Annotated in this window: 23 protein-coding genes; 20 read left to right on the top strand and 3 right to left on the bottom strand. The window is 42.3% G+C overall.

What is annotated here, in order from left to right; translation table 11 throughout:
* Positions 1-94: 94 nt before the first annotated feature.
* From WKT03_RS11600 to WKT03_RS11560, 9 genes are all read left to right on the top strand, one after another.
* Entirely contained in the window at positions 95-1,225 is a 1,131-nt protein-coding gene (locus tag WKT03_RS11600) for a PrsW family glutamic-type intramembrane protease (RefSeq protein WP_340392175.1), read from the top strand.
* A gap of 110 nt (positions 1,226-1,335) precedes the next feature.
* Positions 1,336-1,644 carry a rhodanese-like domain-containing protein gene (locus WKT03_RS11595; RefSeq protein WP_021943660.1) on the top strand — a complete coding sequence of 103 codons (309 nt, stop codon included), beginning with the start codon at positions 1,336-1,338 and terminating at the stop codon, positions 1,642-1,644.
* Between the two features lie 240 nt (positions 1,645-1,884).
* Entirely contained in the window at positions 1,885-3,483 is a 1,599-nt protein-coding gene (locus WKT03_RS11590; protein WP_340392174.1) for a hypothetical protein, read from the top strand.
* Between the two features lie 86 nt (positions 3,484-3,569).
* Positions 3,570-4,715 carry a THUMP domain-containing class I SAM-dependent RNA methyltransferase gene (locus tag WKT03_RS11585; protein ID WP_118615342.1) on the top strand — a complete coding sequence of 382 codons (1,146 nt, stop codon included), beginning with the start codon at positions 3,570-3,572 and terminating at the stop codon, positions 4,713-4,715.
* A 7-nt stretch (positions 4,716-4,722) separates the two neighbouring features.
* On the top strand, positions 4,723-6,426 hold the full coding sequence (locus tag WKT03_RS11580) for a lectin like domain-containing protein (RefSeq protein ID WP_340392171.1): 1,704 nt from the start codon (positions 4,723-4,725) through the stop codon (positions 6,424-6,426).
* A gap of 16 nt (positions 6,427-6,442) precedes the next feature.
* A complete protein-coding gene (locus tag WKT03_RS11575; protein ID WP_173784066.1) occupies positions 6,443-7,042 on the top strand; it encodes an XTP/dITP diphosphatase in 600 nt (199 codons plus the stop codon).
* Complete coding sequence (locus tag WKT03_RS11570) at positions 7,023-7,556, top strand: metallophosphoesterase family protein (RefSeq protein ID WP_340392168.1); 534 nt, start codon at positions 7,023-7,025, stop codon at positions 7,554-7,556. The genes WKT03_RS11575 and WKT03_RS11570 overlap by 20 nt, the downstream gene beginning before the upstream one ends.
* A 30-nt stretch (positions 7,557-7,586) precedes the next feature.
* Complete coding sequence (gene rlmD, locus WKT03_RS11565) at positions 7,587-8,960, top strand: 23S rRNA (uracil(1939)-C(5))-methyltransferase RlmD (protein ID WP_173784065.1); 1,374 nt, start codon at positions 7,587-7,589, stop codon at positions 8,958-8,960.
* Between the two features lie 279 nt (positions 8,961-9,239).
* Complete coding sequence (locus tag WKT03_RS11560) at positions 9,240-10,838, top strand: hypothetical protein (RefSeq protein WP_173784064.1); 1,599 nt, start codon at positions 9,240-9,242, stop codon at positions 10,836-10,838.
* A gap of 61 nt (positions 10,839-10,899) precedes the next feature.
* Here WKT03_RS11560 and WKT03_RS11555 read toward each other — a convergent pair whose 3' ends face one another.
* Both WKT03_RS11555 and WKT03_RS11550 read right to left on the bottom strand, forming a co-directional pair.
* The gene (locus WKT03_RS11555) at positions 10,900-12,174 is read right to left on the bottom strand and encodes a recombinase family protein (protein WP_173784063.1); all 1,275 of its coding nucleotides are present in this window, start codon (positions 12,172-12,174) and stop codon (positions 10,900-10,902) included.
* Between the two features lie 25 nt (positions 12,175-12,199).
* Positions 12,200-12,937 (bottom strand): hypothetical protein, encoded by a 738-nt coding sequence (locus tag WKT03_RS11550; protein ID WP_226801108.1) that lies wholly within the window; start codon positions 12,935-12,937, stop codon positions 12,200-12,202.
* 137 nt (positions 12,938-13,074) lie between these two features.
* Here WKT03_RS11550 and WKT03_RS11545 point away from each other — a divergent pair, with 137 nt between their 5' ends.
* The 6 genes from WKT03_RS11545 (at position 13,075) to WKT03_RS11520 (ending at position 19,367) form a co-directional block, all read left to right on the top strand.
* Complete coding sequence (locus WKT03_RS11545; RefSeq protein WP_044998373.1) at positions 13,075-13,320, top strand: hypothetical protein; 246 nt, start codon at positions 13,075-13,077, stop codon at positions 13,318-13,320.
* 16 nt (positions 13,321-13,336) lie between these two features.
* Positions 13,337-13,549, top strand: coding sequence for a CBS domain-containing protein (locus WKT03_RS11540; protein WP_173784062.1), 213 nt, complete (start codon positions 13,337-13,339; stop codon positions 13,547-13,549).
* A gap of 112 nt (positions 13,550-13,661) precedes the next feature.
* The gene (locus WKT03_RS11535; protein ID WP_173784061.1) at positions 13,662-14,993 is read left to right on the top strand and encodes a TrkH family potassium uptake protein; all 1,332 of its coding nucleotides are present in this window, start codon (positions 13,662-13,664) and stop codon (positions 14,991-14,993) included.
* 10 nt (positions 14,994-15,003) lie between these two features.
* On the top strand, positions 15,004-15,651 hold the full coding sequence (locus WKT03_RS11530; protein WP_117785753.1) for a potassium channel family protein: 648 nt from the start codon (positions 15,004-15,006) through the stop codon (positions 15,649-15,651).
* A 328-nt stretch (positions 15,652-15,979) separates the two neighbouring features.
* Positions 15,980-18,673 carry a sensor histidine kinase gene (locus tag WKT03_RS11525; protein WP_173784060.1) on the top strand — a complete coding sequence of 898 codons (2,694 nt, stop codon included), beginning with the start codon at positions 15,980-15,982 and terminating at the stop codon, positions 18,671-18,673.
* Entirely contained in the window at positions 18,666-19,367 is a 702-nt protein-coding gene (locus WKT03_RS11520; RefSeq protein WP_117822252.1) for a response regulator, read from the top strand. Before WKT03_RS11525 ends, WKT03_RS11520 begins: the two co-directional genes overlap by 8 nt.
* A gap of 24 nt (positions 19,368-19,391) precedes the next feature.
* On the opposite strand, the gene WKT03_RS11515 is transcribed toward WKT03_RS11520, so the two are convergent.
* Positions 19,392-19,712, bottom strand: a complete 321-nt coding sequence (locus tag WKT03_RS11515) for a hypothetical protein (protein ID WP_340392157.1) — start codon at positions 19,710-19,712, stop codon at positions 19,392-19,394.
* 258 nt (positions 19,713-19,970) lie between these two features.
* Here WKT03_RS11515 and WKT03_RS11510 point away from each other — a divergent pair, with 258 nt between their 5' ends.
* Genes WKT03_RS11510 through WKT03_RS11490 form a run of 5 tightly spaced genes read left to right on the top strand, consistent with a single transcriptional unit; the run spans position 19,971 to position 24,796 of the window.
* Positions 19,971-21,404, top strand: a complete 1,434-nt coding sequence (locus WKT03_RS11510; RefSeq protein WP_173784058.1) for a phospholipase D family protein — start codon at positions 19,971-19,973, stop codon at positions 21,402-21,404.
* A complete protein-coding gene (locus WKT03_RS11505; protein WP_173784057.1) occupies positions 21,383-22,093 on the top strand; it encodes a response regulator transcription factor in 711 nt (236 codons plus the stop codon). The genes WKT03_RS11510 and WKT03_RS11505 overlap by 22 nt, the downstream gene beginning before the upstream one ends.
* Complete coding sequence (locus WKT03_RS11500) at positions 22,093-23,136, top strand: HAMP domain-containing sensor histidine kinase (RefSeq protein ID WP_173784056.1); 1,044 nt, start codon at positions 22,093-22,095, stop codon at positions 23,134-23,136. Before WKT03_RS11505 ends, WKT03_RS11500 begins: the two co-directional genes overlap by 1 nt.
* Positions 23,137-23,169: 33 nt before the next feature.
* Positions 23,170-24,234, top strand: coding sequence for an FUSC family protein (locus WKT03_RS11495; protein ID WP_117785758.1), 1,065 nt, complete (start codon positions 23,170-23,172; stop codon positions 24,232-24,234).
* Positions 24,224-24,796, top strand: a complete 573-nt coding sequence (locus WKT03_RS11490) for a CDP-alcohol phosphatidyltransferase family protein (RefSeq protein ID WP_005335451.1) — start codon at positions 24,224-24,226, stop codon at positions 24,794-24,796. Before WKT03_RS11495 ends, WKT03_RS11490 begins: the two co-directional genes overlap by 11 nt.
* Positions 24,797-25,066: the final 270 nt, after the last annotated feature.

The following is a 25,066-nucleotide window of genomic DNA, read 5'->3' as shown; positions in this document are numbered from 1 at the left end:
CTGCCGGGTGGTATAATTTTAAACAAGTCATATTATGTTGAAAAGATTCGATGGTTGTGATTACAGACATCGGATCAGGATAATGGGAGGGCATATGAGTCGAATACTGATCATAATAGCAGTCTTACCGGCATTGATCCTGCTGGGTTTTATATATATGAGAGACCGGAAAGAGAAGCCGCCGGTCAAATTAATGGTATTGCTTCTGGCACTTGGTGCAGGTACGATCATTCCGGCAGCGATCGCAGAATTTATCGGGCAGTTAATCGTTGCACAGACAGATACGGATCATCAGACGATGCTGCTGGTGCTCTGCTTTCTGGTGATCGGAATTGTGGAGGAGCTTGGAAAATATCTGGTAACGGTCTGCACTACATGGAAAAACAGAGAATTTCAGCACAGCTATGATGGAGTTATTTATATGGTCTGTGCATCGCTTGGCTTTGCTATATTGGAAAATATCTTATATGTTGCTTCAGGCGGAATCGGAACGGGCATCCTCCGGGCATTTACCGCTATTCCACTTCATTGTACGGTAGGTGTTATCATGGGTGCACTTTATGCGAAGGGCAGAGAAGCGGCATATGCAGGTGACCGTGCGGGTATGATCGGATTTATGGCATGGGCATATATCGTGCCGGTATTTATTCATGGCTTATATGACTATCTTGTGATGGCGGCATCGTATGGATATATTTCGGAGGCATGGGTATTCCTGATCCTTGGAGTGATGTATGTACTTTCAATTTTTCTGATCTTTTACTGTTCAGCGCATGACCGCAGAATTGACGGCAGACCGGAGACTGCAGATTATGGGATGTACCGGATGGATTTTCGCAGACCGGGCAGAGGATATTATTATCCAGATCAACCGGATTACCGGGCGGGTTATCCGGGCTATCCGGGTGGTGATGCATATGGTCAGGCCGGAGGATATATGCAGAATACAAATTACAACCCATACAATGGTGGTTATACACAGGGGATGAATCAGTATCCGGGTAATGGCTATGCGCAGGAGATGAACCAGTATCCGGGTAATGGCTATGCGCAAGGGATGAATCAATATCCGCAAACTGGAGTGAATCCATATCCGCAAACTGGAGTGAATCCATATCGGCAGCAGGAGAATCCCGGATCACAGAATTATTCACAGAGTTATACGTCGAATGGCATTGGTACGGATTATGGCATGACAGGGTACAACGGACAAGGACGGAAATAAGACAGGAATTGTGGCAGAAACGCTGAATATGCCGCACGTTTTGATGGAAGAGACATATGATGAATATATAGGAATCCATATAGCAGGAACATTTGCCAGGGGGTGAAATGATGAGATTTCACAACATACCGGTCCGCGATATCATGCAGGAAGCAGTCCGATATGGCGGGGTGATCGTGGACGTTCGTACAGAAGAAGAATTTCTGAGAGGACACATACCGATGGCAGTCAATGTACCATTGTCGGATATACAGTATGGTAATTATAATCTTCCTAAAAATAAAGTGCTGCTCACATATTGTCAGTATGGAGGCGGCAGTGCACTGGCAGCGAGACTGCTGTCGCAGGCAGGATATAAGGTGATCAATACCGTTGGGGGAATCGTACAGTATAAAGGAGCATTGACGAAAAACCGCTGACAGAGGGTGTAACTAGCCATTATGAAAGAGAAGAAAATGTGGTTTGAAAATGAGAATAACAGAATAGATCGATCCCGGACATGACAGAACCTGTTAAGGAAGTGCATGACCGGGATTTTTTTGTTTAATTTACTTGTGGTGGCAGGGGGAAGTATGTATAATATGGACAGGGTAATTGGCGGGTATCCCAGGATATTCCGGAGGTACTTATTTTTTTAGAAAAGAAAGGATATAGGGTAAATGAGAAAAAGAATTTTAGGAACGATCATTGCGGCAGTTTTTTTTGCAGTAGCAGCATTTGCAGGGGCAAATGGACTGGCAGAGACACAGGCGGCATGTGAACATTCACAGGTGAAGGATGGAGCCTGTGTGGATTGTAATGATCCGGTAGAATGCATCGAGGTAGAGGATGCAAGTGGAACAGCAAAGGGCACTTATTCTAAACTAGAAGATGCAGCGGCGGCTGCCGGAAACGGTGATATACTGAAGCTTCTATATAATTGTGAGAGTACATCAACATATATTGATGCTGGGAATAAGAATCTTACGATTGATCTGAATAAGAAGGAGTTAAAGGCTGTTCATTTCGATATCATGGGCTCGCTTGTGATAGAAAATGGAGAATATAGTGGCTATATCAGGAATGCAGCGACAGGGAATGAACATACATTAACATTTGAAAATGTGAGAGCAGATCTTACGCAGCTTGGATGGTATGCAAAGGGTGGCATTAAACTGGTAAACAGCAATATAGAACAGCAACATGATGGTGCAGCATTTACAGAATGGTGGCTTGAAAAGCTGCAGATGGATCAGACATCTGTTTATAAGATTACAAATTCGCCAAGCGGACTAAGCAATTATGGGTTGCTTTCATTAGATGAAGCTGTGGGCGGTATTGAGGAATTTCTTCCGGCCGGATACACATTGGATGGACAGCCGAATTCCTATAATACGATATTAGATGAAACAGGCACAAAGGCGAGAAGCGTAGAGCTTCGTTACCGCCGGCTGACAGATGCGACAGTTTCTGTATCCATTGCCCCGACTTCTTATGTATATGATGGAAAAGCAAAAGAGCCAACAGTGACTGTCACATACGATGGAAGAGATCTGACAGAAGGAACGGATTATACCTGTACATTTACAGATAATATCAATGCAGGAACAGCAAGCGTAAAAATAACAGCAAAGGGTAAGACTTATCACGGAGAAACCGTAAAGAATTATACGATCGATAAAGCACCACAGACAGCACCAACCGGTCTTACGACAGAAAATGAAAGTGCAAAAGGGAAAAAGGACGGTTCCATTAAAAATGTTGATGTATCCATGGAATATTCCGTTGACCAGAATGTATGGAAGCCGATCACAGCAAATACGATCACAGGCATTTCTGCCGGTGATTATTACGTCAGATATAAGGAAACAGCAAATTATTATGCATCGGGAGCAACAAAAGTAACGGTTAAAATGTCTGTTCCGGATGGTGGAACAACAGAAGACGTGACAACGGAAGCTTCTACAGATGCAACGACAGAGGATACAACGGAAGCTACAACTACGACAGAAGATCGTACCGATGATACAACGGAAGATGTAACGACAGAGTCAACGGATGATACTCAGGATGAAACGGAAGATGTGACAACAGAATCCGAAGAAGTTGTATCAACGGAGGACCAAACAACAGAGAAAACAGATGCCGATAAGCCGGATGACCAGAAGAACACCGGAGTAAAGACAGGAGATGATTTTGCTATGAAGACAGCAGTTGCAGGTATGATCATTTCACTGGGGCTTGCCGGAATCGTTGTTATAAATAAACGCAGAAAATAAAATCAGAAACAAAGATATAAGAGAAAAGGAGTGCTGGATTTGGACAGAAATGTCTGAATCTGGCACTTGTGATTGAAAGGAAGTATATGAGCAGAATCGAATTGATCGCTCCATGTCATTTTGGATTGGAGTCAGTATTGAAAAAAGAAATCCTGGATCTTGGATATGAGATCGTTCAGGTAGAAGACGGAAGAATTACATTTGCAGGAGAAGAGGATGCGGTTGCAAGAGCAAATATGTTTATTCGTACAGCTGAACGTATCATGATCAAGTGCGGAAGCTTTAAGGCTGTAACATTTGATGAATTATTTGAAGGAACCAAGAGTATTCCATGGGAGCGGTATCTGACCCGTGATGCAAAATTCTGGGTATCCAAGGCTACATCAAATAAGAGCGCACTGTTCAGCCCATCTGATATCCAGTCCATCGTGAAGAAAGCTATGGTAGAACGTTTGAAACAGACCTACCATGTATCATGGTTCACGGAAGATGGAGCAGAATATCCGGTTCGTGTATTTATATTTAAGGATATTGTTACAATAGGGTTAGATACATCAGGAGTATCTCTTCATAAACGTGGCTACAGAAAGCTGGTTGGTAAGGCCCCGATATCAGAAACCCTGGCATCGGCACTGATCATGCTGACACCGTGGAACAAGGATCGTGTACTGGTCGACCCATTCTGTGGAAGCGGAACATTTCCAATCGAGGCTGCTATGATCGGAGCAAGGATCGCACCGGGCATCGACAGGGATTTCCTGGCTTCCGAGTGGGCGAAGGTCGGAGATAAGAAGATGTGGTACAATGCGATCGATGAAGCAAATGACATGATCGACCATGATGTGAAGATGAATATTCAGGGCTACGATCTGGATAATGAAATGGTGAAGTGTGCGATGGAGAATGCCAGAGCAGCGGGAGTGGATGAACATATCCATTTCCAACAGAGAGATGTAAAGGATCTCAGGCATCCGAAAAAATATGGCTTTATCATTACAAATCCGCCATATGGTGAACGTCTCGAGGATCGGGAGGACCTTCCGGAATTATATAAGACGATCGGGGAAAGTTTCAGACGGCTGGATGACTGGTCGATGTTCCTGATCACGTCATACAGTGAGGCGGAGAAATATATAGGAAGAAAGGCGGATAAGAACCGTAAGATCTACAATGGTATGATCAAATCATATTTCTATCAGTTCATGGGACCGAAGCCGCCAAAGAGAAAGTGAGACCAAATTGAAAAAGTTTTTGATAGCGGTAGCAGTTGCAATCTTGAGTGTATTGCTCTATCTGGGCTTCTTCCGGCATCCGGATGTGAGCGTGGAAAAGACCGACGGTTCGGAGGCTGCGGCCGAGGCAATGATGAAAGAGATCGTAACAAGTGCAAATGAAAAGGGTGTTACGTTATATATCAATGACAATAAGATCACAGAGGCGGAATATCAGGCATATTTCAGTGATCGGTTACAGTTGATGATCCCAATCGCAGCATTTACCGATAAACTGGATTGTCTGGTAAATGTATATGAAAACGGAACGATCACACTGGCAAAAGGTGACAGCCTTGTTAAAGTTTATGGTGATTCGGATGTGGTAAATATCAATGGAAATGCAATACAGGCAATCGACAAGCCGGAGAAAAAGGATGATATCATCTATGTGCCGGTGAATGAGATCTGCGAGGCATTAAACTACAGCTGTAATATCAATCTGGAGACAAATGCTGCGGTGTTAAAAAAGATTGCCGAGGAAGAAAAGCTTCCGGCAGCATATGATATGAGAGAACATGATCGTGTATCTCTTGTAAGAGATCAGGGTATCTATGGAACCTGCTGGGCATTTGCATCACTTGCGGCACTGGAAAGTACGATTCGTCCGGCTGAAAATTTGGTATTTTCTGTTGATCATATGGCAATGAATAACAGCTTTAATGTCAGCCCATTTGACGGTGGCGAATATTATATGAGTATAGCCTATCTTGCGGCATGGCAGGGACCGGTGCTTGAGGAAGATGATCCGTATGGTGATAACCAGACGGTAAATGGATTGTCGGCGGTAAAGCATCTGGAAGAAGCCATCATCCTGAAGGACAAGAATTACGAGGCGATCAAATCATCCGTATACAAATATGGCGGTGTGGAAACGGTTATTTACTGTGATATGAAGAATGCAACGAGTAGTTCTTATTACTATAACAGAAACCGCAGTTCCTATTATTATGATGGAGATCAGACGCCGAATCATGACGTGGTGATCGTTGGCTGGGATGACAACTATCCGAAGGAATATTTTAATACAGAACCGGCGGGAGACGGCGCATTTATCTGCAAGAATAGCTGGGGGCAGGATTTTGGTGACGAGGGATTCTTTTATATCTCTTATTATGATACCAATATCGGTATGAACAGCGTAGTATATACGAAGCTTGGAAATAGTGACAACTACGACAAGATCTATCAGTCAGATCTGATGGGCGAGGTCGGAACGATGGGATTTGACGACAGGCCGGAGGCCTATTTTGCAAATGTCTATACGGCTGGGAAGAACGAGACATTAAAGGCAGTTTCTTTTTATGCGACAGGCCCGAAAACGACATATGATGTGTATGTTGTGACGGATTTTACCGATGTATCCGACTTGCAACAGCGGACAAAGGTGGCATCCGGTGAAATGCAGTACGAGGGTTATTATACGATCAATCTAAAAGAGGCAGTACCGCTTCCGGATGATCGGAAATTTGCGGTGGTTGTGCATGCGAACACACAGGATTCCACGATGCCGATCGCAATCGAATATAATAATGATGAGAAAACGGCAAACTTCGATATCACGGATGGCGAAGGCTATATCAGCCTGTATGGCACGAAGTGGTCGAGTGCGGAGCAGGAGAATGACTGTAATGTCTGTTTGAAAGCCTTCACGGATGTGGGGATTGAATAGAAAAGGAGAAGACAAGATGAAGAAATTGATTTTTGCTACGGGTAATGAGAATAAGATGAAAGAAATCCGCATGATCCTTGCGGATTGTGGATATGAGATCCTGTCGATGAAGGAAGCCGGAATCAAGGCTGATATCGTAGAGGATGGAAAGACATTTGAAGAAAATGCCATCATCAAGGCAGAGGCGATCCGTAAGATGACAAACTGTCTGGTGCTGGCAGATGATTCCGGTCTGGAGGTAGACTATCTCGATAAAGCACCGGGAATCTACTCTGCAAGATTTATGGGTGAAGATACTTCATACCGGATCAAGAATAAAGCAATCATTGACAAGCTTGCTGGTGTACCGGATGAGAAGCGTACAGCAAGATTCGTATGTGCGATCGCGGCTGCATTTCCGGATGGAAAGACCATTACCAGACGTGGCACGATCGAAGGAATCATTGGATATGAAGAACGCGGCGAGAATGGATTTGGATATGATCCTATCTTCTTCCTGCCGGAGTATGGCAAGTCCACAGCAGAGCTGTCACCGGAAGAAAAGAATACGATCAGCCATAGAGGAAACGCACTTCGTTTGATAAAGGAAGTTATAAATGAGAATACTGATAATTAGTGATACACATGGAAGAACCAATACGATTCGGGATGTCTTAGATACAGTGGGTGACATCGATATGTTTATCCATCTGGGGGATGTCTGCGGAGATGAAGAATATATTTATGACAATGTAACCTGCCCGATCCACATGGTTGCCGGGAATAATGACTGGGATTCCGATCTTCCGATGCAGGAGGAATTCATGATCGGACGGTATAAGGTATTTATCACGCACGGATACCGATACAGTGTCCATTATGGAACGGACCGCTTACAGGAGTTGGTCAAATATGATGGTTACGATATTGTGATGTATGGACACACGCATGTCCAGAATCTGGAACGATATGGCGGAGCTTATATCGTAAATCCGGGAAGTCTGGCATATCCGCGTGATGGCATGAATGGCAAATACATGCTGCTGGAATTTGACCAGCATGGAACACCATTTTTTGCAGAAAATGAACTGAAACCGAAACGTCGGATGCGCAGCATATTTGAAGATATGTGGGGCGACCGGGAAGAGTAGAGATTATTAGAGACAAGAAAGAGGTCGGCTGTGAAGAAACGAGAGATTATAGAAGGTGTTATAAAAGACTATGATTTCCCAAATAAGGGAAGCTTTGAACTGGATGGAAAAAAGGTGATCGTGAAGGGAGCACTGCCCGGACAAAAGGTGTCCTGTATGGTATCCAAGGTACGGAAGGATAAGGCAGAGGCACGTCTGTTGGATGTGCTGGAACGCTCCGAGATCGAAGATGCAGTACCACCATGTCCACAGTTTGGCATTTGCGGCGGCTGTGCATACCAGACCATGAGCTATGAGCATCAGTTGGAGTTAAAGGCAGGACAGGTGAAGAAGCTGTTAGACGGTGTGATCGATTCAGAGACACATCCATATGATTGGGAGGGCATCATCGGCTCGCCAGTTACAACTGCATACCGGAATAAGATGGAGTATTCATTTGGCGACGAATATAAGGATGGTCCGCTGGTACTAGGACTTCATAAGAAGAACAGCATGTACGACATCGTTCCTGTCTGCAACTGCGTGATCGTAAGCGAAGATTATAACAGGATCGTTTCTTATACGATGGAATTCGCAAGGGCGCATGGACTATCCTATCATAAGAAAATGCAGCATGTAGGACTGCTTCGTCATCTGGTGCTTCGCCAGTCCAAGACAAATGGCGGACTTCTGGTAAATCTTGTAACCAGCACGGACGGATTAGAGAATCTGGATCTGAATGCATATGTAGAAGGGCTTCTGGCACTTCCGCTTGACGGAACGATCATTGGTATTCTCCATACGGCAAATGATTCTCTGGCGGATGCTGTTGTGCCGGAGAAGGTAACGCTGTTATACGGAAGAGATTATATCGAGGAAGAGGTGCTGGGACTGCATTTCCAGATCTCGCCATTCTCATTTTTCCAGACAAATACAAAGAGCGCGGAACGACTGTACAGCAAAGCCCGTGAATATGCCGGAGATACCAAGGACAAGCTGATCTTCGACTTATACAGCGGAACCGGAACGATCGCACAGATGTTATCCCCGGTTGCCTCCAAGGTTATCGGCGTAGAGATCGTGGAAGAAGCAGTCGAAGCTGCAAGAGAAAATGCAAAGAGCAATGGACTTGATAACTGCGAATTCATCGCAGGCGATGTCTTAAAGGTCATCGACACCATCGAAGAAAAACCGGATCTCATCATCCTCGATCCACCGAGGGATGGTATCAATCCAAAGGCTCTCCTTAAGATCATCAACTACGGTGTAGACGAGATCGTCTATATCAGCTGCAAACCAACTTCTCTCGCAAGAGATCTTGTGACCTTGCAGGAGCATGGATATTATGTGAAAAAGGCATGTGCAGTGGATCAGTTTGTGAATACGGGGCATGTTGAGACTGTTTGCTTGATGTCAAGAAAATAAAATCAAGTGCCAGAAAGTGGCGTATTTCCGGGCTTTTTGTAAGGTTGGTATCATCAGAGAAGCCTTGTGGAAAGCTCGGTTTTCTTGTATGGAAACATATCTACTTTTCGGTCTGACCGGAGAAAATTTGAGTAGCCGGAGAATAGCGGTAAGGTTTAGGCTGCGGATTAGATGTCAGAGGTTGTGGCACCAGGATTGTTGTCAGAGCCGACCGCAGTTTAAGCCACTCGATACTAAGGAGTAGACTTGGCAGTGGGATAGATAACAGGAGGGATGTACATGGTGAGTGATATTAGAGATATAGAAAAAATAATTGATGTATTTCATGAAAAGCATCCAGCATTTACTGGAACAAAGCAACAGATGGTATATGATTTACTTGTAACATTTGAAGATTTATGTTCCTTGGCAATAATGGGGAGTATATTGAATCCATTCTCTCTGCGAAAAATAACAGATTATATGGATGCGCTAAATCAAGCCTTAAATTGGGTGCATAATAGCTCTCTTAGTTCTTCAGAAGAACCTATAAATTCGAGAATTGAAGAAAGTAGATATGAGAATTGTGCCTCACTTATAAATGATTATGCATTGCCGTATTCGGTTATATGCAGTGGCTATATATCGTATTCAAGAAAACGATTAATAGCAAGTGTTGTAGAAAATAATGTTACATTTGATTTTCCGGCAAGTGGAAATGAGTCTGCATGGAATGATATTTTGAGAGAAACAAGTCAAATGGGGATTGAGGGATTTATGGAAGTCATGAATCCTGTAAAAATATCATCAGCTTATGAAAAATTAAAAGAACGTATTTCGATACAGGATGAAGATTTATGCTATGAACTGACAGGAGAAGTAATCGATGCGTTTTCTGAGATTGCTTCAAAACAGTGGGAGGTAACAAAAACACTTCCATCTTCATGGAAGTTTGACTTGTTCTCATTAGAAGAATACAGGAAAGTTTGGATTGCATTAGCAACTTTATCTTACATACATCTTTTTAGTAGTCTGACAATACGTGATGCCTTGGTTAGATTAAAAAATAATACGATAATACAACCAATGGATAACATCATAAGTTATGTTGAATCTATGACGAACGTAGATAAAAAGATTGTTAAAAATATACTTGAGTATATTACGTACGAACCTGAAAAAAAGAATGTCGACATTATGTATCAGCCGATAGTTGTTATGCCCGGAAGTATTGCGGTTATAGCGCCAATATTATTTGTGGGTTCTCAGCCAGAAAGGAATTTATTATCTGTAGTTAGTTCTAAGACGGATTTTGAACATTCTAAAGAAGTTAATGATTTAGAAAACTTAATGGTGGAAGAAATTGAAGAGATATTGCAAAAACATTCAAATCTTGTGATCGTAAAACATAGAAATTTAGAAGGACGATTGCCAGATATAGATTTAGGAATTTATGATCCTGATTCTAATGCAGTGCTGCTATGTGAATTAAAATGGTTTATGGCTGCTGATTCTTCTAGAGAAGTCTATGCAAGAGAAGATGATATTACTCATGGATGTGAACAGTCATCACAAATTATGGCGTATGCTATGAAGGATAAAAAAGCATTCATGAAGAAAGTGTTTGAAGTGGATGCTTGTGATGACGTAGATTTATTTTGCTGCGTAGTTGCGAGACACAATATTAGAACACAGAATAAGTATGTTCCGGTAATTGATCTAAAGAAATTAAAGGAACTGTTCAGTTGTAAATCACCATGTTCAGTATTTTATATTATTCGAAATCATGAGTATGAAGAAAGCCTCCCTGAAGATGCATTAATAACGTACCAGACTGTAACTTATGGAGGATTCACTTTCAAAATTCCAGCAATTGCTTTTGGCTCAATGAAAAAATGAAAACAGGCTCCTCATCACCGGAGATTATCCAGTGGTGAGGAGCCTTCGTGCGTCTATGAAGTTATGCATCCACATCAATGCTGACACCGGATTTCAGTTCGACGGTGATATGGTCATCCCAGATTGTGATCAGCTTGATCCAGCGTCGCACCAGCGCTTCATCAAATTCAGTAAGGAGGGTGGTCTGTTGCGATATGTAATCCTGCAGGTCATTGATTCGCTTTATCTGTTCGTCCCTTGCGGCGGTATCGACGGTTGTTTTCTGACGGAGTTCTCGGAGGCTGAAGATCTTATCCGCTATTTCGTCGTAGTCCTCTTTGCTGTTGGCTTTCTGGATCAACTCTTGTTGTAGAGCCATCAGCTTCTCGTCAATGTTGTCAATGGCTGTTGCCTGTGAAGCTCGGATGACTGCGGCAATGTTAAGCTGGAGCTGTGCCTGATAGTTGCTTTTGTCGCCGAGTATTTGATTGATAGCTTTGACAACGGCGCCTTGAAGGACCAGTTCGTTAATGGTACGAGCGTGACATTCTAAACCGGTGGACTCCAGCCTGCTGATGCAGCGCCAGACAATGGATTTAACGCCTCGGTTGTTCCAGTGGAGCCTTCGGAACATTTCACCGCATTCACCGCAGATGACGATTTGGGAGAAGCAGTGGTTGCAGCTGTAGTTTCGTTTCTTACCGTTGGCGCTGGTTTTACCTACTCGCCTGCGGACAAGTTCTTCCTGTACCTGCAGGTAAATGTCTTTCGGAATAATGGCTTCGTGGTCGCCTTCTACATAGTATTGAGGAACAAGACCGTTATTTTTCACTCTGGTTTTGTTAAGAAAGTCGGTAGTGTAGGTCTTTTGAAGCAGGGCATCACCGATATACTTCTCGTTACGGAGAATTTTGTTGATGGTGCTTGTGTGCCACCTTTTCCCTCCGGCACCGGTAAGGATACCGTCACGCTCCAGACCGGCAGCAATCTTGTCCATACTGAGACCTTCTAAATATTCGCGATAAATACGTTTTACCGTTTCAGCCTGTTCTGGATCAATGACCAAATTTCCATCTGCATCCTTCGTGTAGCCAAGAAAACGATTGTGATTGATTTGTACTTTGCCTTGCTGGTAGCGGTATTGTAAGCCCAGCTTGACATTCTGACTTAAGGACTGCGATTCCTGCTGGGCCAGAGAAGCCATAATGGTGATAAAAACTTCACCCTTGGCGTCCATTGTGTTGATGGATTCCTTTTCAAACAGAACCGGTATGTTCATATCCTTGAGCTGCCTTATGTATTTTAGGCAGTCCAATGTGTTTCTGGCAAATCGGCTGATGGACTTGGTGATAATCATATCGATGTTACCGGCTTTGCAGTCATCAATGTTTCATTGCATCATTTGACAACAACATTGAGAAGAAATCTTGATTCTGCGATAATCCTTCGATAAGTGCATCATCAATATCATCAAAATAAGAGAACTCAAAGTCTTGTTGTGTATTATTTTTAGCACTGGTTTTGAGTTTATCTGACTTCATCAGAATATCTCTGATCTGCAGCATAGCCTTTACAACAACATCGTTATCATAGTTCTTGCCAGTCTTGCTGTTAATCTCATCGATTATTTCAGACAGTCTCTTTTCTTTATCCTCACTCAAACCAAAGTGCTCCGCCGTTGGCAGTTTCATTACCGGCTTTGCAACCAGGTCAGATGAAACATGTTCTTCGCCTTTTTTCTGAACAAACTGAGACGCTTTAATCTTACCATCCAGATTGAATCCACTGCCCGGATGCTTAATATTGATATAAGCTAACAGGTAAGTAATGAAGTTATACTTCTTATGTAATTCAGTATCCTCGAAGCTGGAAACCTGAAGAAGGAACTCATAGTAGCGTACAAATCCACGCATATCTGCTACCGCCTGACGCTGCGTTTCATATTCATAATGTTCCAACAACTTCTTGCTTTTCTGAAGGAAGAATGTCAATCTTTGCTTCTGTTTTCCGGTCACTTTCTGTGAATAGAGAATATCATTTGCAGCCTTAATATCTGCCGGATCAAACAATGCATAGGCATCAATAGTAGCTTCCAAATCGTAAATTGCATTTGGCGTCACCGAGTTTGCCAGCAATGTGGTCGTATAGTACGGATCAAACGCCGCTTTAATATCTTCATATGTATTTACGAAGTCAAGTACGAAGGTCTTCTTATCATATCCCTGCCTTTTATTTTTCTATTCAAGGAGGTGCCTATATGTTAAAGATAAGGCTTCAAGGGACAAAAAATGACATACGTTGGTTTGTACGTTTACTTCAGAGAGATAAACGATTTGAAGTGAATAATGTTTCGACTTTTTTCGATAATGTTGGAACAGATAAATATAAACGTGTGTATGCAGAAGTATCAAGAAAGAAAAAGGATTCTGGTAAGAAACCAAGTAACGTTATGCAGGTAGAAGAAAAATGCCACTATGTAGGAAGTGGCATGGTGATTCGATAGAAATGGAGGTACAGACTTGAAAGTACAGGAGGGATATCGACTTGGCAGCATTGTTCGCAGAGATTTTTTCCCTGCGTTACAAATAGATGCAGATTCCGAGCAGGTTGTAACTTCAATGCTGAATCAGAATTTTGTCCCCATCGTTGATGGCCGGAATGCTCTATGCGGGATTCTGACAAGGAAACGGCTGATTGAATTTCTGGCACAAGCTCGTGATAAAAAAGAATAAGTCCTGCATCTTTAGACGGTCTTAATACAGATACGCATTCTCTTTTACCTTCTTTACTCCCTTTGATTTATAATTAAGGGCACATAAAGGGGTATAAAGGAGGATTGCAGTTATGGGAGTAGTGTTGTTAAAAAGGAAGTTGACTTCGTTTCAAATTATCATCCTCGGGTTTTCCGGTGTGATCCTTTTCGGCACCTTCCTTTTAATGTTGCCGTTTTCCAGCCGAAGCGGACTGGCAACGCCTTTCTCGGATGCATTGTTTACTTCTACCTCAGCAGTTTGTGTAACCGGACTCATTATACATGATACGGCAACATACTGGTCGGCCTTCGGCCAGTTTGTCATTTTACTGCTGATTCAGATTGGAGGCATGGGGGTTATTACCATAGCCGCATCCTTTGCAATGATTTCCGGTCGGAAGATTTCTTTGATGCAGCGCTGTACCATGCAGGAGGCGATTTCAGCGCCAAAGGTAGGGGGAATCGTTCGCTTGACTGGCTTTATCGTCAGGGTGACACTGGTGATGGAACTGCTGTGTGCAGCCGTGATGGCGCCGGTGTTTTGCCGTGATTTCGGGAAAAAGGGACTTTGGATGGCACTGTTTCATTCCGTGTCCGCTTTTTGTAACGCAGGCTTTGATCTATTGGGTGTGCGCACTCCCTTTTCCTCCCTGACCAGCTATGCAGCAAATCCAGTCATAAACTTTACTATTATGTTCTTAATTGTGTTTGGAGGCATTGGCTTTCTGACTTGGGATGATATTCGGACAAATCGATTGCATTTGCACAAATATCGGATGCAGAGTAAGGTGATTCTTTGTACTACAGCGGTTTTATTGATCGTTCCGGCAATGTACTTTTATTTTTTTGAATTTGCTGATCTCACGCGAAAGGAACGGCTTTTGTCTTCTCTTTTTCAAACTGTGACACCACGAACGGCGGGTTTTAATACGGTGGATTTAACTGATTTGAGTGAGGCGGGACAATTTATCACCATTGCGCTGATGCTGATTGGCGGTAGTCCCGGGTCTACCGCAGGCGGTTTGAAAACAACAACCATTGCTGTTTTGCTTACTACTGCGATTTCTACCTTTCGGCGCAGAGAAAATGCCAACCTCTTTGGACGTCGCATTGATGATGATGTCGTAAAAAATGCAGCGACAATTTCGCTTATGTATATCACGCTATGTTGTACCGGTGGCCTTATCATCAGCGTTTCCGAAGGACTTCCCATGCTTACCTGCCTTTTTGAAACTGCCTCAGCTGTTGGCACAGTCGGCCTGTCCCTGGGAATTACGCCGGAACTGAATCTGCTCTCACGGAGTGTTTTGATTCTGCTGATGTTTTTTGGACGAGTCGGTGGCCTTACATTAATTTTTGCGGCCTTGTCCAGTGCACAAAAGAAAGTTTCAAAACTACCAAAGGAAAAAATAACAGTAGGATAAAGGAGACATTATGAAATCAATTCTTCTAATTGGTCTGGGGCGATTTGGAAAGCATATTGCCCTGCACTTAAATCATTTGGGTCATCAAGTGATGGCGGTAGATACTTCGGAGGAACGTGTAGAGGCTGTTCTGCCCCTTGTTACCAATGCACAGATTGGAGACAGTACGAATGCCGATTTCTTGGAATCTCTCGGTGTTCGCAACTATGATGTATGCATTGTGGCCATCGGCAACAACTTTCAAAGTTCATTGGAAACAACTTCTCTGCTCAGTGAATTGGGAGCGAGGTTTGTAGTTTCCAGAGCTGCAACTGATGTTCAGGAAAAATTTTTGCTGCGTAACGGTGCAAATGAAGTAGTCTACCCGGAAAAACAGCTCGCAAAGTGGACAGCAATCCGTTACAGTGCGGATCACATTCTCGATTACATAGAACTGGATGAAAATCATGCCATGTTTGAGATCCCCATTCCCAAAGATTGGGCGGACCATTCGATTGGAGAGCTGGATATTCGTAAAAAATTCAATATTAACATTATGGGAATCAAGAAAAGCGGCAAGCTGGAGTTATCTATTTCTTCAGACACAGTGCTGAAAGCAGGAGATACCATGTTGGCGTTGGGAAGTAACAGAAATTTGCAAAAGTGCTTTCATACTTGATTTTAAGAAAAATTAAAGAAATTGGGGGGGTGAATCCATGCAGGATGTTATTTTACTTGTAAGTACATCAGCCATATTTATTTTTGGGTATTTTCTGATGAATAAACTGGATGTTTTTCTGGAAAACAATTTTGAGCCGATTACCCAGAATCAAATCACACAAATAGCACTATGGAGGGATTCCCAAAAATCACCTGTCGTCGATTTTTTCATTGGATGCCTGAACAAATTTGCCGTGGATCAGTCGCAGATGTAGGTTTTGACGTTGTGTGTTATAATATTGAAAAAGGAAATCGCTTTTACTTGAGTGACAGATAGGAGGGTTAAAATGGAACTGCCAAGACAAGATCCGGATCAGCTTCTTCGTGCGATCCGTAACGATGCATCCACTAAGAAAAGCGGAAAACTCAAAATCTTTTTCGGTTATGCCGCAGGTGTCGGAAAGACCTATGCCATGCTTCAGGCGGCTCATCAGACTAAGGAGCGTGGCATCGATGTGGTTGCTGGATACATAGAACCCCATGCCCGACCCCAGACGATGACACTTCTGGACGGCTTGGAGCAGCTTCCGGTGAAACAAGTTGCTTACGAAGGAATGACCCTTCGTGAATTTGATATTGATGCTGCGCTCAAGCGAAATCCCCAGCTCATACTGGTGGATGAGTTGGCCCATACCAACGCCGAAAGCAGTCGGCACACGAAGCGGTATCAGGATGTTCAGGAACTGCTAAATACTGGAATTGATGTCTATACGACTGTAAATGTCCAACATATTGAGAGTCTCAACGATACAGTAGCCTCTATCACCGGAATTCTTGTGCGGGAGCGCATTCCGGATTCCACCTTTGATCAAGCAGATCAGGTAGAACTGGTGGATATTGAGCCTGCGGAGTTGCTGGAACGACTGGCAAGTGGAAATGTGTACCGGGAAGATCAGGCGCAGCGGGCAACAGTTAATTTTTTCACGCTGGAAAATCTCACCGCATTGCGGGAAATCGCCCTCCGTCGGTGCGCTGACCGGGTGAACTTGCTGACGGAAAGCGCCAGAGTACAGAGCCGAGGCGATTACCATACAGACGAGCGCATTCTGGCATGTCTTTCCTCGTCGCCATCCAACGCAAAAATCATTCGGACTGCTGCAAGGATGGCAAGAGCCTTTCGGGGAACATTTACCGCTCTTTATGTGGAAACGTCAAATACAGCGGCGATGAGTGACGATGATAAAAAGCGTTTGCAGGATAATAAGCGTCTGGCCCAGCAACTTGGCGCTGCGATTGAGACAAGTTATGGCGATGACGTGCCTTATCAGATTGCGGAATTTGCCCGTCTTTCAGGCATCTCAAAAATCGTAATTGGACGAAGTACCATTGCACGAAAGAATATTTTCAGCAAGCCCACCTTGACGGAACGCCTGATTTCCAGCGTACCTAATCTGGATATTCATGTGATACCGGATGCCAGCACGGGAACCAGCTATCAGGAAAAAAAGAGTAAGGCGCAGGTAGATGCGATGCCCCTGCGTGATGTTCTGAAGAGTATAGTCGTATTGCTGGTAGCTACACTGATTGGCTGTGGCTTTGACGCTCTTGGGTTCACGGAGAGTAATATTATCGCAGTTTATATATTAGGCGTACTTGTGACCGCTGTAATCACAACCAACCGACTGTGCGGGATTCTGACCTCGGTTGTCAGTGTGCTGGTTTTCAATTTTTTTTTTACCACTCCGAGACTGACATTCCATTTTGACGATCCGAACTATATTGTTACCTTTACCATTATGTTTATAGTAACACTGCTTTCCGGATCTCTCGCTACCCGGCTGAAAGAAAATGCGAAACAATCTGCCCATACAGCTTACCGTACAAAGATTCTTTTTGAAACCAACCAGCTTCTGCAAAAAGAGCAGGATGAGAATGCGGTAATCACCGCTACGGCAGGGCAGCTCATGAAGCTGCTGAAAAAAGATATTGTCGTCTACCTGTCTGATGGTAAAGAACTTGCCACCCCTAACGTTTTTCGTGCTGTTAATAGCATTCAGGAAGATTTAATTTCTGAGAACGAGAAAGCAGTCGCCGATTGGGCCTTCCGAAACAATAAACACGCCGGTGCCACAACAGATACATTATCCAGTGCAAAGTGTTTATACCTTGCGATTCGGGTTAACCAGAATGTATATGGAGTAGCTGGTATTGCTGTGAACGGTACTCCATTGGACTCTTTTGAAAATAGCGTGCTTCTTTCCATTCTTGGCGAGTGCGCGTTGGCGCTGGAAAACATCAAAAATGCCAAGGAGAAGGAGGAAGCGGCTGTCCTGGCACAAAATGAACAACTTCGTGCCAACCTGCTGCGGGCAATCTCCCATGATCTTCGGACGCCTTTGACAGCGATTTCCGGCAGCGCAGACAATTTGCTTGCAAATTATAAAAAAATGGACGATGCACTACGGGAGCAGACCTTTACTGATATTTATGACGATTCCATGTGGCTAATCAATCTGGTTGAAAATTTGTTAGCAGTCACACGAATTGAGGGCGGACAGGTCAATCTAACTTGGAGTATCGAACTCATGGATGAGGTCGTTTCTGAAGCGTTGAAGCACATCAACAGAAAAAGTAAAGAACACACCATTCGTGTGACCAGCGGTAAAGACTTTATCCTTGCCCACATTGACGCGAAGCTGATCGTTCAGGTGATTATCAATTTGGTTGACAACGCCATCAAATATACCCCTGTCGGTTCAGTAATTGAAATACACACCGATCAAAAAGAGCAATGGGTCACGGTTTCCGTTTCCGACAACGGCCCTGGGATTCCCGATGAGCAGAAACCCCGTATTTTCGATATGTTTTATAGTGGGGCCAATAAAGTGGTCGACAGCCGCAGAAGCCTTGGATTGGGGCTGTCCCTCTGTAAGTCCATTGTGACCGCCCACGGCGGCACGATTTCCGTATCAGACAATCAGCCAAATGGCACTGCTTTTAAATTTACATTACCTGCAGAGGAGGTAGAACTTCATGAATAAACCTTTGATATTAGTGGTTGAGGATGACCCGTCTGTACGAAATCTCATTACGACCACTTTAAAAACAAATGATTATCGTTATGTGGTAGCACCTAATGGCTCGGCAGCCATTATGGAGACCACATCGCACAATCCTGAAATCATCTTACTGGATTTGGGCTTGCCGGATATGGATGGCGTTCAAGTCATTCAAACGGTTCGCTCTTGGTCCAATGTTCCGATTATTGTAATCAGCGCCCGAAGCGAGGATAACGATAAAATCAAGGCGCTGGATGCCGGAGCGGACGATTATTTGACAAAGCCCTTTTCGGTAGAAGAACTGCTGGCACGACTTCGGGTGACGCAGCGAAGACTCTCTCTGATGACGGCAGAGATGTTTACTGCCAGTTCTGTATTTGTGAATGGTAAGTTGAAAGTGGATTATGCCGGTGGATGCGCTTATCTGGATGAAAACGAACTTCACCTGACACCCATTGAGTATAAGCTGTTGTGCCTGCTGTCCAAGAATGTCGGCAAGGTACTGACCCATACCTTTATCACACAAAATATCTGGGGCCGCAGTTGGGATAACGATGTGGCTTCGCTGCGGGTATTTATGGCAACATTGCGAAAAAAACTGGAGCCAACAGAGGAGTCTCCACAATATATTCAAACACATATTGGTGTGGGCTATCGCATGATGAAAATAGAATAACGCTATGAGGACGGCCAGTGTTCTCTATGAAAAATAGACGATTGAGTTTCGGATTGCCCTAATCATTTTTTGATTTTTAGGAATAAGCACTCCAAACACAAAACCGTTGCTATTTAACAGCGATGATTTGCGCTTGAGATGTCGCGGCGGTTGAAACCAAACATTTCTGCCGCCCTCCTCCTCCGGGCAAGTATAACATTGCATCGGCATTATCGTTCCATGTATTTCAGTATAATAATGGCTGTTCTTGGCGCGCCAGTTTTCCCTCACGGAAATCTGGCGTTTTTTGTTGCCATTTTTTCGGAGGTGACCCGGTTGCCTGCCGGTGTCGGTCTCCGCCTCCATTCGATTCACCCGTCAATCACCCGTGAATCGAAATGGAGGTACATAATGAAGAAAATTAACCTTCGGGAACTTTATCCTGATGTTTATACAAGTAGGAGAAGAAGTTTATATCAGTATGATAAATAAAGCTGAAAAATATTGTTGGTTTATGACTCCATATCTAATCATAACAGATGAAAAATAAATTTTGTTGAGGTTAAATTGAGATTGACTTTGTATTGTATAAGTATGAAATAAAAAGGAATCAGGTGATGTACAATGATAAAGCATAAAATATGTAAAATCCTTCTTGTTATACTGGCAATTTTTTTATGTGTGGCTTTTTATGAATTGCTCGGAATCTGCGTTGCATATAAAAAGCAGCCGGAAGTGTCCAATATAACCAAAAAAGAAACAAAAAATGGGTCATGGAACGAATGCAGTGAAAATACAGAACGGGCAGTAATCATAGAAAAGAATCCAGAAGCGCTTTTACAAAGAGTGCGTTTGATCAAAAATGCAAAAAAGGAAATTATTCTTTCTACTTTTGCATTTCAATCCGATGAAAGTGGAAAATTGATTTTAGGAGCACTGCATGATGCGGCAGACAGAGGTGTACATATTCGTCTGTTAGTAGATGGAATGGAGAGCTGGATTGATATGGAAGGAAATCCGTATTTCTATGGATTATCTTCCCATGAGAATGTTGAAATTAAACTGTATAATAAGGCCAATCCGTTGAAACCGTGGAAAATGATGGGTAGAATGCATGATAAATATTTGATTGCAGATGGAAAGAGATATATTCTTGGGGGAAGAAATATACACAATTATTTCCTGGGTGATTTTCCGGGACATAAGAACTATGACAGAGACGTGTTAGTGGTTTGCGATGAACCTGAGAAAGAAAATTCAGTTAACCAGTTGTCAGAGTATTTTGAAACCATATGGAATCAGGAAGACAGTGGTTATTTTCATAACAATAAAAAACTGGCAAATAGAAAATCTGTAAAGAACGCAGTTTTAGAGCTGCAGAACAGTTATCAGAAATATTTTGAGGAGAATAAGGAAAGAATCTGCGAGACCGATTATACGGACGAAACTTTTGAGACAGAAAAGATTACATTAGTGTCAAATCCTATTCACACAGGTTCCAAAGAACCGGTAGTGTGGTATCAGTTGGGAGAATTGATGAAAAATGCAAAAAATCGTGTGAAGATCCACACGCCATATATTATCTGTAATGATATGATGTATAATACATGGGAGGAGATTGCAGAGAACGTTTCAGATTTTTCTATCATGACAAATTCAGTTGCGAATAATAGGAATCCATTTGGGTCTGCCGATTATGCGAAAAACAGAAATAGAATCTTAAGTACAGGAATTAATATCTGGGAATATGAAGGCGGTTATTCATACCACGGAAAAAGTATTCTGATTGACGATGATCTGTCTGTAATCGGTTCCTTTAATATGGACATGAGAAGTGTATATCTGGATACGGAACTGATGCTTGTAATACGCAGTAAAGATATTAATAAACAGTTGGAAGAGGGCATGATGGAATATGAAAAAGTGTCCCGCCAGATATTAGAAGGCGGAACTTATAATGATCCATATCATGTAGAGCCAATCGAATTAACAAAGAAACGTCAGAGAAAAATATTTTTGGTACAGCATCTGCTTGGATGGGCAAGGTATCTGTTTTAATAAGGAGGAAGGAAAACGTGTTTCAAATATTGATTGTAGAAGATGATAAAGAATTAAGCCAGCTATTCCAAAAAGTGCTTGAGAAGAATGGATATCAAGTCAAAAGTGCATCGGATGGAGCACAGGCATTAGAAGTATTGGATAAGGAATATATTGATCTGATCATTTCTGATATTATGATGCCGGTTATGGATGGCTATGAACTGGTGTCAGAACTTCGTTCAGCAGGATATCAGATACCAGTGCTTATGATCACTGCGAAAGGTTCCTTTGATGATATGCGTCAGGGATTTTTTTCGGGAAGTGATGATTATATGGTAAAACCGGTAAATGTGAATGAAATGGTTTTAAGAGTCGGAGCACTGCTTCGCCGTGCACAGATATTGAATGAACACAAAATTGTGATCGGTTCAACAGAGTTTGATTATGATGCAATGACGGTTACAACTGATAAGGTGAGTCTTGTTTTACCTAAAAAACAATTCCTGCTTTTATATAAGCTTGCAGCTTCGCCAGGCAGAACATTTACAAAACAACAGTTGATGGATGAAGTATGGGGGTACGAGACGGAGGCAGACCCACATACAATAGAGGTACATATAGGAAGACTCAGAGAGCGTTTTAAAGATAACCCGGATTTTGAAATCGTAACAATGCGTGGAATTGGATACAAGGTGGTGAAAAAATAATGGAACAAAAGAAAAAAAAAGGATTGCGGATCCGATCCTGTCTGACTGGTGCAATCTGGCTGGCACTTGTATTTTCAACAGTCATATCTGCTTTATTATTTGCTTTTTTGAATCATTTTTTTAATCTGCCGGGCAGCATACCTGTGCTTGGCTGGCTTTTGATTTTCAATACATTGATTGCAGGGCTGATCACTTCCTTTATCAATGCAAAGTTACTGGAACCAATTACCAGACTTAGTAAGGCAATGAAGGAAGTTTCTCAGGGAGATTTTGAACAGCATTTGGAAACGAACAGCCGTATAGCAGAAGTTGGAGAATCTTATCAAAGTTTTAACGTTATGACAAAAGAACTTCGTGCAACAGAGGTGCTGCAGATGGATTTTGTATCTAATGTTTCTCATGAGTTTAAGACCCCGATTAATGCCATTGAAGGATATACAATGCTGCTTCAGGGAGAAGAACTGTCTCCGGATCAAGAGGAATATGTAGAAAAAATCTTATTTAACACCCAAAGGCTTTCCGGATTGGTTGGTAATATTTTGCTGTTATCCAAGTTAGAGAATCAGAATATACCAATGAAAAAAACAGAATATCGTCTGGATGAACAGATCCGCCAGGCATTTCTTACATTGGAAACAAAATGGACAGAAAAAGAAATTGGTTTTCAGGTAGAATTGGAGGAAGTTAAATATATTGGGAATGAAGGACTTTTTATGCATATCTGGATAAATCTTTTAGATAATGCGATTAAGTTCAGCCCTTCAAAGGGGACAATTACGATGTTTCTGAAACAAGAACAGGATTCTGTTAAGTTCATTCTGGAAGATGAAGGACCAGGAATAGAGGATGATGTAAAATCCAGAATATTTGACAAGTTCTATCAGGTAGATGGATCTCATAAAGCAGAAGGAAATGGCCTAGGTCTCGCACTTGTAAAACGGATTGTAGATAGTGCCGGAGGAACAATCAAAGCAGAAAATCGTGAATATGGTGGATGCAGATTTGTTATAGAGCTGCCAAAGCAGAAAGATGAGATTATATAGTTTTAAGATAAATTAGAAGATAGGAGGATTTATATGACATTTTATCAGGAGTTGCAGTTAAATCAGGCAGGTTCTAAAAAACTGTTGAAAAAGAGTGAAACACTAAAAGAAAAATTATATCATATGTGGGTATATCTGGTGAAGATAGCTGTTACAATGGCATTTTGTTTTTTCTTTGTTAGTATTTTCAGCACCCTATTTGGAAATGAGAACAGCATTGTAGGTGTAGTAGTCTTATTATGTCTCATGGTGTTTAGAAATGCGGATTTGGGGATCCACACCGGACAATCTACGATGCTTTTGGCTTTGTTCTTTGTAATTATGACTGTATGTCCGCATTTAGCAAATCAGTTTTCACCGGTATTGGGAATGCTGTTAAATATTGCGGCACTGGCTGTGTTGATTCTGTTCGGATGCCATAATCCACTCATGTTTAATCAATCTACATTGGTTCTTGGGTATCTGCTGCTATATGGTTATGATGTTACGGGAAAAAGTTATCAGATGCGATTAGTCGGAATGGCTTTAGGTGCAGCACTTACCTGCTTCGTATTTTATCGAAATCATAAAAACAGAACTTATAAAAGAAATCTGAAAGATCTGATACAAGAATTTGATATCACTTCTTCCAGAACAAAATGGCAGATATGTCAGATTTTATGCGTACCGATTGTCCTTTGCATTGCAGAACTTTGTAATATGCCACGTGCAATGTGGGCTGGTATTGCGGCCATGTCCGTGATTTTGCCGTTTATGGAAGATATGCACTATAGAGTCCGTAAAAGGATTGTCGGAAATATTGCAGGTGTTATATGTTTTACAGTATTATATTTTCTGCTTCCTTCGTCAATCTATGCATATATAGGAATTCTTGGTGGAATCGGTGTAGGATTTTCAGCACAATATGGCTGGCAGGCAGTATTTAACACATTTGGTGCTTTAGCCATTGCTGCAGAGACTTATGGACTACAAGGAGCGGTTAGTCTTAGAGTGATTCAAAATGTTTTTGGTGTTGTGTTTGCTTTAGCATTTTGTGTTATATTTTATTGGTTTATGTCTAAAAAAAAGGAAAGTGAGGTGACCGTACATGCAGAGTGAAGTGAATCAGGAAGAAAATTTGAATAGAATTATTACGGTTCCTAATCTTCTTTCTTTTTTTCGGCTTTGTCTGATTCCGGTAATTATATGGAGTTATTGTGTAAAGAAAAATCCTCTGTTAGCTGGTGAAATCTTATTGCTGTCTGGTCTTACGGATCTTGCTGATGGATATATCGCAAGAAGATTCCATAGGATTAGTAATTTAGGAAAAATACTTGATCCGGTGGCTGATAAGCTGACACAGGCAGCGATGTTAATCTGTCTGTTTACTCGTTTTCCGCATGTGCTTCTTTTAATCGTAATAATGGCAGGTAAAGAGTTGTATATGGTAGTCAGTGGATGTCTTGTGATACGAAAGACAGGAAAAGTACATGGTGCAGACTGGCATGGAAAGATAGTAACCTTTTTATTATATGGAACTGCAGCGGTGCATATTATATGGTTCCACATTACACCGATGGTATCAGATCTATTGATTGGTTTGTGCGCTATAATGATGGTCATATCGGTCGCTCTGTATATTATCCAGAATACCAGGACTCTTAAGGGAGAGACTGTATAAGCAATTTTATATTGCAATGACTAGAAAAATATTTAGGAGAAGATAGATATAAACAATAAGTCAAACACACAAACTATGGAGTCTTTAGTCGGTTTAATAAAATTTTAGATTCTCTATTTACCAGGTTCTTCCACAGCTGATTGAACTCTGGGGACTGAATGTAAAAACGGATGTTGAATCTAAAAAAAGTTCGCCCAACTGAGCGTGAAATGACAACCCCATTGTTTCTGCTTCGATGTGTGCAGTTAGGCTTATCGATGGCAGATCTTG

This window comes from Coprococcus sp. HCN-4056, assembly GCF_037892645.1.
Lineage (GTDB): Bacteria > Bacillota > Clostridia > Lachnospirales > Lachnospiraceae > Coprococcus > Coprococcus ammoniilyticus.
Note: the sequence above shows the minus strand (reverse complement) of the source record. Positions and strands in the feature narration are given on the sequence as shown.

Bases quoted from the DNA above. Each gene is read 5' to 3' on its own strand.
- WKT03_RS11600 (WP_340392175.1), top strand. From the start codon at position 95: ATGAGTCGAATACTGATCATAATAGCAGTCTTACCGGCATTGATCCTG.
- WKT03_RS11595 (WP_021943660.1), top strand. From the start codon at position 1,336: ATGAGATTTCACAACATACCGGTCCGCGATATCATGCAGGAAGCAGTC.
- WKT03_RS11590 (WP_340392174.1), top strand. From the start codon at position 1,885: ATGAGAAAAAGAATTTTAGGAACGATCATTGCGGCAGTTTTTTTTGCA.
- WKT03_RS11585 (WP_118615342.1), top strand. From the start codon at position 3,570: ATGAGCAGAATCGAATTGATCGCTCCATGTCATTTTGGATTGGAGTCA.
- WKT03_RS11575 (WP_173784066.1), top strand. From the start codon at position 6,443: ATGAAGAAATTGATTTTTGCTACGGGTAATGAGAATAAGATGAAAGAA.
- WKT03_RS11570 (WP_340392168.1), top strand. From the start codon at position 7,023: ATGAGAATACTGATAATTAGTGATACACATGGAAGAACCAATACGATT.
- WKT03_RS11560 (WP_173784064.1), top strand. From the start codon at position 9,240: ATGGTGAGTGATATTAGAGATATAGAAAAAATAATTGATGTATTTCAT.
- WKT03_RS11555 (WP_173784063.1), bottom strand. From the start codon at position 12,174: ATGATTATCACCAAGTCCATCAGCCGATTTGCCAGAAACACATTGGAC.
- WKT03_RS11545 (WP_044998373.1), top strand. From the start codon at position 13,075: ATGTTAAAGATAAGGCTTCAAGGGACAAAAAATGACATACGTTGGTTT.
- WKT03_RS11535 (WP_173784061.1), top strand. From the start codon at position 13,662: ATGGGAGTAGTGTTGTTAAAAAGGAAGTTGACTTCGTTTCAAATTATC.
- WKT03_RS11530 (WP_117785753.1), top strand. From the start codon at position 15,004: ATGAAATCAATTCTTCTAATTGGTCTGGGGCGATTTGGAAAGCATATT.
- WKT03_RS11525 (WP_173784060.1), top strand. From the start codon at position 15,980: ATGGAACTGCCAAGACAAGATCCGGATCAGCTTCTTCGTGCGATCCGT.
- WKT03_RS11520 (WP_117822252.1), top strand. From the start codon at position 18,666: ATGAATAAACCTTTGATATTAGTGGTTGAGGATGACCCGTCTGTACGA.
- WKT03_RS11515 (WP_340392157.1), bottom strand. From the start codon at position 19,712: ATGGAGGCGGAGACCGACACCGGCAGGCAACCGGGTCACCTCCGAAAA.
- WKT03_RS11510 (WP_173784058.1), top strand. From the start codon at position 19,971: ATGATAAAGCATAAAATATGTAAAATCCTTCTTGTTATACTGGCAATT.
- WKT03_RS11505 (WP_173784057.1), top strand. From the start codon at position 21,383: ATGGGCAAGGTATCTGTTTTAATAAGGAGGAAGGAAAACGTGTTTCAA.
- WKT03_RS11500 (WP_173784056.1), top strand. From the start codon at position 22,093: ATGGAACAAAAGAAAAAAAAAGGATTGCGGATCCGATCCTGTCTGACT.
- WKT03_RS11495 (WP_117785758.1), top strand. From the start codon at position 23,170: ATGACATTTTATCAGGAGTTGCAGTTAAATCAGGCAGGTTCTAAAAAA.
- WKT03_RS11490 (WP_005335451.1), top strand. From the start codon at position 24,224: ATGCAGAGTGAAGTGAATCAGGAAGAAAATTTGAATAGAATTATTACG.